Source organism: Ruegeria sp. BHSB058 (genome assembly GCF_059613285.1).
In genome coordinates, this window is record NZ_JBXWSF010000193.1 from 1 (window position 1) to 1,263 (window position 1,263).

Here is a 1,263-nt window from a genome sequence, read left to right on the forward strand (position 1 = left end):
GGGAATCGGGCGCAGAGGTCTGCGACTTCGGCGCGGACCTTGGCTTCGACTTCGCCGTTGCCGTCCGGGCCGTTGGCGGCCAGGCCGTCGACCACTTCGACGATCCAGTCGGCGATCTGGCGGAACTCTGTCTCGCCGAAGCCGCGGGTGGTGCCGGCGGGGGTGCCCAGGCGGATGCCCGAGGTGACGGTCGGCTTTTCCGGGTCGAACGGGATGCCGTTCTTGTTGGTGGTGATATGCGCCCGGCCCAGGGCGGCGTCGGTGATGTTGCCGGTCACCTTCTTGGGCCGCAGGTCGACCAGCATCACATGGGTGTCGGTGCCGCCGGTGACGATATCCAGCCCGCCTTTGATCAGCTGATCGGCCAGCGCGTCGGCATTCTTGCGCACCTGCTTGATATAGTCCTTGAACTCGGGCCGCAGCGCCTCGCCAAAGGCCACCGCCTTGGCGGCGATCACATGCATCAGCGGGCCGCCCTGAATGCCGGGGAAGATGGCCGAGTTGATCTTCTTGGCGATCGCCTCGTCATTGGTCAGGATCATGCCGCCGCGCGGGCCGCGCAGGGTCTTGTGGGTGGTGGTGGTGGCCACATGCGCATGCGGGAAGGGCGAGGGGTGCTCGCCCGCCGCCACCAGGCCGGCGATATGGGCCATGTCGACATGCAGATAGGCGCCGACCATGTCGGCAATTTCGCGCATGCGGGCAAAGTCGATCACGCGCGGAATGGCCGAGCCGCCGGCGATGATGATCCTGGGGGTGTGTTCCTTGGCCAGCGCCTCGATCTGGTCATAGTCGATCAGGTTGTCCTGCTTGCGCACGCCGTAATGGATGGCGTTGAACCACTTGCCCGACTGGTTCGGGGCCGCGCCGTGGGTCAGGTGGCCGCCGGCATCCAGGCTCATGCCCAGGATGGTGTCGCCGGGCTTGGCCAGCGCCTGCATCACGCCCTGGTTGGCCTGGCTGCCGGAATTGGGCTGCACGTTGGCAAAGTCACAGCCGAACAGCTGCCTGGCGCGGTCGATGGCCAGGTTTTCGGCCACATCGACGAACTGGCAGCCGCCGTAATAGCGCCGGCCCGGATAGCCCTCGGCATATTTGTTGGTCAGAACCGAGCCCTGCGCCTCCATCACCGCCGCCGAGACGATGTTCTCGGACGCGATCAGCTCGATCTCGTCGCGCTGACGGCCAAGCTCCGACGCGATCGAGCCGTAAAGCTCAGGATCACGATCCGCGAGAGATTGGGTGAAAAAATCGTCGGTACGA

Annotated in this window: 1 protein-coding gene; it reads right to left on the reverse strand. The window is 65.6% G+C overall.

The features are described 5' to 3' along the window. Window positions 1–1,263, reverse strand: a 1,263-nt coding sequence (glyA, locus tag AC2FNB_RS21290) for a serine hydroxymethyltransferase (RefSeq protein ID WP_496748715.1), incomplete at both ends; no start/stop codon positions are given.